The 6,741-nt window shown below is 68.7% G+C and carries 5 protein-coding genes; 3 read left to right on the top strand and 2 right to left on the bottom strand.

All coding sequences use genetic code 11. From position 1 onward, the window contains the following. Positions 1–186: 186 nt before the first annotated feature. The 3 genes from D7X55_RS33270 to D7X55_RS33260 all read left to right on the top strand — a co-directional run bounded on the left by D7X55_RS33270 (position 187) and on the right by D7X55_RS33260 (position 5,680). Entirely contained in the window at positions 187–2,958 is a 2,772-nt protein-coding gene (locus D7X55_RS33270; RefSeq protein WP_120552992.1) for a serine/threonine-protein kinase, read from the top strand. A 116-nt stretch (positions 2,959–3,074) separates the two neighbouring features. Then, positions 3,075–4,445, top strand: coding sequence for a KamA family radical SAM protein (locus D7X55_RS33265; RefSeq protein WP_121725166.1), 1,371 nt, complete (start codon positions 3,075–3,077; stop codon positions 4,443–4,445). Then, the gene (locus D7X55_RS33260) at positions 4,445–5,680 is read left to right on the top strand and encodes a KamA family radical SAM protein (RefSeq protein WP_121725165.1); all 1,236 of its coding nucleotides are present in this window, start codon (positions 4,445–4,447) and stop codon (positions 5,678–5,680) included. Before D7X55_RS33265 ends, D7X55_RS33260 begins: the two co-directional genes overlap by 1 nt. Before the next feature lie 25 nt (positions 5,681–5,705). Here the strand turns inward: D7X55_RS33260 and D7X55_RS33255 are convergent, their stop codons facing one another. Together D7X55_RS33255 and D7X55_RS33250 are read right to left on the bottom strand one after the other, a co-directional pair. After that, positions 5,706–6,287, bottom strand: a complete 582-nt coding sequence (locus tag D7X55_RS33255) for a hypothetical protein (protein ID WP_121725164.1) — start codon at positions 6,285–6,287, stop codon at positions 5,706–5,708. Between the two features lie 63 nt (positions 6,288–6,350). Then, complete coding sequence (locus D7X55_RS33250; RefSeq protein WP_121725163.1) at positions 6,351–6,686, bottom strand: hypothetical protein; 336 nt, start codon at positions 6,684–6,686, stop codon at positions 6,351–6,353. Positions 6,687–6,741: the final 55 nt, after the last annotated feature.

The following is a 6,741-nucleotide window of genomic DNA, read 5'->3' as shown; positions in this document are numbered from 1 at the left end:
GCCCGCGCGGGGAGGCGGGTGGGTCAGTTTCGGGGCGTCGGAGCGCCAAGGTCTCGGATTCCTTGGGGAATCGCGTCATCGTGGATGTTTGACCGCCGTTCCCACTGGATCTAGAGTCACTGCTCCCCCCGGTTTGCGCACCGCCTGCCGCGGTCCGTACTCGCCGGCGCCGGGCAGCCCCGCGAGATGAAGAAGCCGACCTTCTTTGGGAAGTACCTGCTCCTCGAGCGCGTCAACGTCGGCGGTATGGCCGAGGTCTTCATCGCGAAGGCTTTTGGCGTCGAAGGCTTCGAGCGCATCCTGGCCATCAAGAAGATCCTTCCGACGATGGCGGAGGATGACGAGTTCATCACGATGTTCATCGACGAGGCGCGGATCAGCGTTCAGCTGAACCACGCCAACATCGTGCACATCCACGAGCTCGGGAAGCACGAGGAGACGTACTTCATCGCCATGGAGTACGTGGCGGGCCGTGACGTCCGCACGCTCCTGGAGCGCTATCGTCGCCGCAAGGAGATCATGCCCACCGCACAGGCGGTGTTCATCGTCTCCAAGATGTGTGAGGGCCTGGACTACGCGCACCGCAAGAAGGACGCGCGCGGCCAGGACCTGCACATCATCCACCGCGACGTCTCTCCGCAGAACATCCTCGTCTCGTACGAAGGCGAGGTGAAGATCATCGACTTTGGCATCGCCAAGGCCGCCAACCGCTCGCAGAAGACGCAGGCCGGCATCCTCAAGGGGAAGTTCGGCTACATGAGCCCGGAGCAGGTCCGGGGCATGCCCATCGACCGGCGCAGCGACATCTTCGCCGTCGGCGTGCTGCTGTACGAAATGCTCACGGGCGAGAAGCTCTTCGTGGGCGAGTCCGACTTCTCCACGCTGGAGAAGGTGCGCAACGCGGACATCCCGCTGCCCCGCGAGTTCAACCCGAACATCTCCGCGGGCCTGGAGAAGGTCGTCCTCAAGGCGCTCGCGCGCGAGCCCGAGGACCGCTACCAGTGGGCGTCGGACCTGCAGGAGGACCTGATGCGCTTCCTCCTCGCGGGGGACGCCATCTACTCCTCGAAGCACCTGTCCGGCTTCATGAAGGAGGCCTTCGCCGAGGACATGCTCCGCGAGGCGGAGAAGATGGAGCGCTACGCCTCCGTCGAGCGCCCGGACCAGATTGAGCACTCGGGTGTGACGCTGCCTCCTCCGGTGGCCGCGCCTCCTCGTGCGACCGCGCAGAAAAGGTCGCCGGCTCCGTCGGCCACCGGCTCGCCCGTGGGCCGCGCCTCCACGGCGCCCGCCCAGCCTGCGCCCGGTTACATCCCTCCGCCCACCGATGAAGAGCTGGCGGAGATGGATGGCGCCGCGGACAAGACGCAGATCGTCGACTCCACGCACACCTTCCGTGCCCCGGAGACGCGGATCGCCGACAGCAGCGTCGTCGTGGATGACAGCATCACCGGCCGTTCGGAGAACCCCATCGACCGGGCCGGGCACCACACCAGCGCCTCTCCCTACGCGCAGGACGAGGGACGCGGCGGCAAGGGCAAGAGCGGCCCCAAGTCTCAAGTCATCATCGGGGACGAGGGCGGCGAGGCCTACGCGGGCGCGACCATGATTGGTCCGGCTCCGACGGCGCCTCCCTCGCGCTCCCGTGGTGGTTCCGCGGCCCCGGTGTTGGACCCGGAGGAAGAGGAGACCACGGGGAACATCACCCTCCCGGTGGGCTCCCGCAACAACGGCCTGCGTGCGCAGGAGGCCGAGGCGGAGGATCCGGACGGCGCCTACGACGACCAGGGCGACGAGTACGACCGCGACGGCCAGGACGACTACGGAGACGAAGGGCAGGACGGCGAAGAGCCGCCCTACGACGACGAAGCCGACGGCCCGGCGACCATCCCGCAGAAGGCTTCCAAGATGGCGAAGCCGGCGCCGCCCGCCAAGGTGGAGAAGCCCAAGGCGCCCGCCGGTCCGAAGAAGCCGCTGCCCAAGCCCGCCATCATCGGCATGGCCGCTGGCGCGGGCCTGCTGCTGCTCCTGGTGGTGATCTTCGTGGTCCGGGGCTCGTCCACGGGCTCCGTGAACTTCGTCGCGCCCGTGGGCGCCACCGTCCTCGTGGACGGGGAGGCCGTGAACGCCAACCAGGTCATCGAGCTGTCCGCGGGCATCCACAACGTGACGGCCTCGGCTCCGGGCTATCAGGCCGTGACGCAGCAGATCGAGGTCACGGCCGGACAGGCCGCGGCGCCCATCCTCCTCAGCCTGAAGGCGGACGCGCCGGCCCAGAAGCCCCCGGAGCCCAAGCCTCCGGAGCCCGAGAAGCAGCCGGCCACGCCGCCGGCGGTGGTGGAGAACACGCCGCCTCCCTCGACGCCGGAGAAGCCCGTCGAGCCACCCGCTCCGAAGAAGTTCACCGCCCTGTTCGAAGGGCAGGAGGGCGCGGAGATCTCCGTCGACGGCAAGTCCCTGGGCAAGCTGCCAGGGGCGAAGCTCGGCGACCTGGAGATGGGCAAGACGTACACCTTCACGGCGAAGCGCTCGGGCTTCAAGCCGTTCTCCGGCGAGTTCACGTCCAGCGGTGACACCGAGGTGCGTGTCCCCGTGGAGATGGTCGCCGAGGCCCCGCCGCCCGAGCCGAAGCCGAAGCCCACGCCTCCTGAACCGAAGCCGAAGCCTCCGCCCGTCGTCGTGGCGCCCACCCCGAAGCCTCCTCCGGAGCCGAAGCCGAAGCCGGCGGCGGCCGCGATGGGCAAATTCGCCTGCAGCACGTCTCCGGCGGGCGCTCAGATCTGGGTGGATGGAAAGAACACGAACCGTGTGACTCCCGTGCCGCTGGGCAATCCGCTGTCGCTGCCGGTGGGCAAGCGCAAGGTCGTCTTCAAGCTCAACGGGAAGTCGACCAAGCCCCAGGTCGTGGTGGTCGAGGCGGATGGCGTCGCCAAGCTCATCAACATCAAGGTGGAGTAGACGGACGCACTGCGCCATGGGGCATCTTGTGCCTCTGGCGATTGTTGAGCAGGGATGTCGGGGGGCAGGCTATGACGCCTCGCCCACGGCGCTCCTTTCGTTGAGGTGATGTGTTCATGAGCACGACGTCCACTCGAGGCAAGCCCGAGGCTGGCCCCGCGCAGCAGCCTTTCACCTATCCCCTTCGCAAGGAGTTCGTGGAGCCCGACTGGCGGCGCATCCCGGGCTACAAGGACGTCACCGCGGCGGAGTGGGAGAGCTCGGTGTGGCAGCGCAAACACACCGTGAAGAACCTGCGCGAGCTGAAGGCCGCGCTCGGGCCGCTGCTGCCGGACGACCTGGCGGCGAGCATGGAGCTGGACCAGAAGGAGCGGGCGACGATGTCCATCCTCGTCCCGCCTCAGATGCTCAACACCATGAACTTCGAGGACCTGTGGAACGACCCGGTCCGCAAGTACATGTTGCCGGCGCTCGCGGACCGCCGCTCGGACTGGCCCAACCACCCGCGCGCCAGCCGTGACAGCCTCCACGAGCAGGACATGTGGGTCGTCGAGGGCCTGACGCACCGCTATCCGACGAAGGTGCTGGCGGAGATGCTGCCCACGTGCCCGCAGTACTGCGGCCACTGCACGCGCATGGACCTGGTGGGCAACGACGTCCCGCAGGTGTCCAAGCACAAGTTCGCGACGGGGCAGAAGGAGCGCTACGAGCTGATGCTGGACTACCTGCGCCGCACGCCCACCGTGCGCGACGTGGTGGTGTCCGGTGGCGACATCGCGAACCTGCCCATCCAGGCGCTGGAGCCGTTCGTCAGCGCGCTGATGGACATCCCGAACATCCGCGACATCCGCCTGGCCTCCAAGGGGCTCATGGCGCTGCCGCAGCACTTCCTCCAGGACAACGTCCTGGCGGGCCTGGACCGGCTGGCGAAGAAGGCCGTGGAGCGCGGCGTGGACCTGGCGCTGCACACGCACGTGAACCACGCGCAGCAGCTCACGCCGCTCGTGGGCAAGGCGGTGCGCAAGCTGCTGGACATGGGCTTCCGCGACGTGCGCAACCAGGGCGTGCTCTTGCGCGGCGTGAACGACAGCCCCAAGGCGCTGCTGGACCTGTGCTTCACGCTGCTCGACCACGCGAAGATCCTGCCGTACTACTTCTACATGTGCGACATGATCCCCAACAGCGAGCATTGGCGGCTGTCGGTGGCGCAGGCACAGAAGCTCCAGCACGACATCATGGGCTACATGCCGGGCTTCGCCACGCCGCGCATCGTCTGTGACGTGCCGTTCGTGGGGAAGCGCTGGGTGCACCAGGTGGCGGAGTACGACCGCGAGCGCGGCATCTCCTACTGGACCAAGAACTACCGCACGAGCGTGGAAGCGAACGACGCCGGCGCACTTGATCGCAAGTACGAGTACTACGATCCCATCGACACGCTGCCGGAGTCCGGCCAGGCGTGGTGGCGGGATCAGCCCAAGGCCGCGTAATGGATTCCTCCGCGGGCGCGACGGCGCCCCTGTCGTCTCCCCGTCCCTCGCTCAGTGCCGAGGGCCGGGCCCGGTTGTTTCCCTCCGCGACCGACGCGGAGTGGACCGACTGGCGCTGGCAGCAGCGTCACTCGGTGCGCAACCTGGAGCAGCTGGAGCGCTACGTGCGCCTGACCCCGGAGGAGCGCGCCGGGGTGCAGGAGACGTCCTCGCTGTTCCGCATTGGCATCAGCCCGTACTACCTGTCGCTCATCGACCCGGAGCACGCGTCGTGCCCCGTGCGCATGCAGTCCATTCCGGTGCGCGCGGAGGCCCGGGTGCGGCCCGGGGAGCTGGCGGATCCGCTCGGCGAGGACAAGACGCGGCCGGAGGAGTGCATCGTCCACAAGTATCCGGACCGGGTGCTGTTCCTGGCGCTGGATACGTGCTCGGTCTACTGCCGCCACTGCACGCGGAGGCGCATCACCAAGGGCGGCGAGGCGGAGCTCACCAAGGACCAGATGCGCCGGGGCATCGACTACGTGCGCAGGCACCCCGAGGTGCGCGACGTGCTCATTTCCGGAGGCGATCCGTTCCTCCTGAGCGAGGAGCGCCTGGAGTCGCTGCTGGCGCCGCTGAGCGAGATTCCGCACGTGGAGATGATCCGCATCGGGACGCGGGTGCCGGTGGTGCTGCCCATGCGCGTCACGGACTCGCTGGCGCGCCTGCTGCGCCGCTACGCGCCCGTCTACGTCATCACCCACTTCAACCATCCGAAGGAAGTGACGCCCGAAGCGCGTGAGGCGTGCGAGCGGCTGGTGGACCATGGCGTACCGGTGGAGAACCAGGCGGTGCTGATGCGGCAGCTCAACTCGGATGCGCGCATCATCAAGGAGCTGTCGCACATGCTCCTGCGCAGCCGCGTGCGCCCGTACTACCTGCACCAGATGGACGTCGCCGAGGGCTGCGAGCACCTGCGCACGCCCATCGCCAAGGGGCTGGAGATCCTCGAGCAGCTTCGCGGGCACACCAGCGGGCTCGCGGTGCCGCACCTCGCGGTGGACCTGCCGGGTGGGGGAGGGAAGGTCACCCTCCAGCCCGACTACGTCATCGAGCGCGGCGAGCGGGAGACCCTGTTCCGCAACTACAAGGGCCAGACGTACGCGTACCCGGAGCCGGAGGAGACGGACTGCTCCTGCCCGTACGACGAGGTGTGGCAGGCGCGGTCGAAGGAGCTTCGCTCCGGCGGCCGCTGAGCGGGCTTCCGGAGCCGCCGCAGGGCTACTTGCGGCGCCGGGAGGACGACTTCCGGCTGATGGACTTCGCCGGCGTGCTGGTGTCGCCGCCCATCTCCACGACGGGCCCACCGGACGTGCCATCCAGGCTGCCATCGACGTCGACGGAGGGCTCCGCGCCCTCGGTGGACTCCAGCTCCACGGGGTCCGCGTCGCTGAAGCCCTGCTGGATGTGGACCTCGCCGTCGCCCTTGCGCTTCTTCGCCTCGGCTTCCTTTTCGGCCTTGGCCTTGTCGTCCAGGCGCTTGGTCTCGGTGGCGACGCGCTGGTTGTCGTCGGGCGTCATCCGGGCCGTGAAGGTGGCGTACTCCTTCGCGGAGATGCCGTGCTTCTCCATGACCTTGGCGGCTTCGTTCTGCTGGTCCCGGATGGCCTGGCCGCGCTCGGCGTTGCTCATCTCCGACGGCTTGCGGTTGCCGTACTCGGCGTTCACCTTGGCCTGGGCCGCGGCCTCATCGCGCTGGATGGCCGCCACCTTCTCCGGCGTCAGGCCTTCGTCCTCCGCGAGGGCAGGGGCCGCCAGCAGGAGCGACGAGGCAGCAAGCATCAACGAGAGACGGGTGTTCATGGGGAGGCTCCTCAATCCGACCCATCATAGGCACGGAGTCTCAGCCGGCGCATGGACGGTTCTTCAGGGCGCCTGACACCGCGTGCAGCCGTCGTTCGCGCCCGCGCACTGCTCGCGGGCCCTGGCGCAGCGCGGCGGCAGGTCGTCCCGGTCCGCCTGCCGCTCCACGAGCCCGCAGAGCTCCTCCGCCGTGGCGCACGTCCGCGTGGAGATGTCGCACTGCTCGGCGCAGGTCAGGTCGTCGCCCTGCTCGCGGGCGCGGAGCTCGTCGAGGCGGGCCTCGAGGCCGTCGAGGGTCGCGTCGTCGTCCCCGGCCACCCGGGTGTCCACGTGCTTCGTGCAGCCCGCCAGCGCGATTGCCGCCGTGAGGAGGGCCAGCCATGACCGGGTCGCTCGCATGGTCCTACCCTAGCGCGCCCGCTCCTGGCCGCGTCCAGTCAGCGCCGTTCAGGCG

The sequence above is a fragment of the Corallococcus sp. AB049A genome (assembly GCF_003668885.1).
Classification (GTDB): Bacteria; Myxococcota; Myxococcia; order Myxococcales; family Myxococcaceae; genus Corallococcus; species Corallococcus interemptor.
This window is presented reverse-complemented; position numbering and strand designations above follow the sequence as displayed.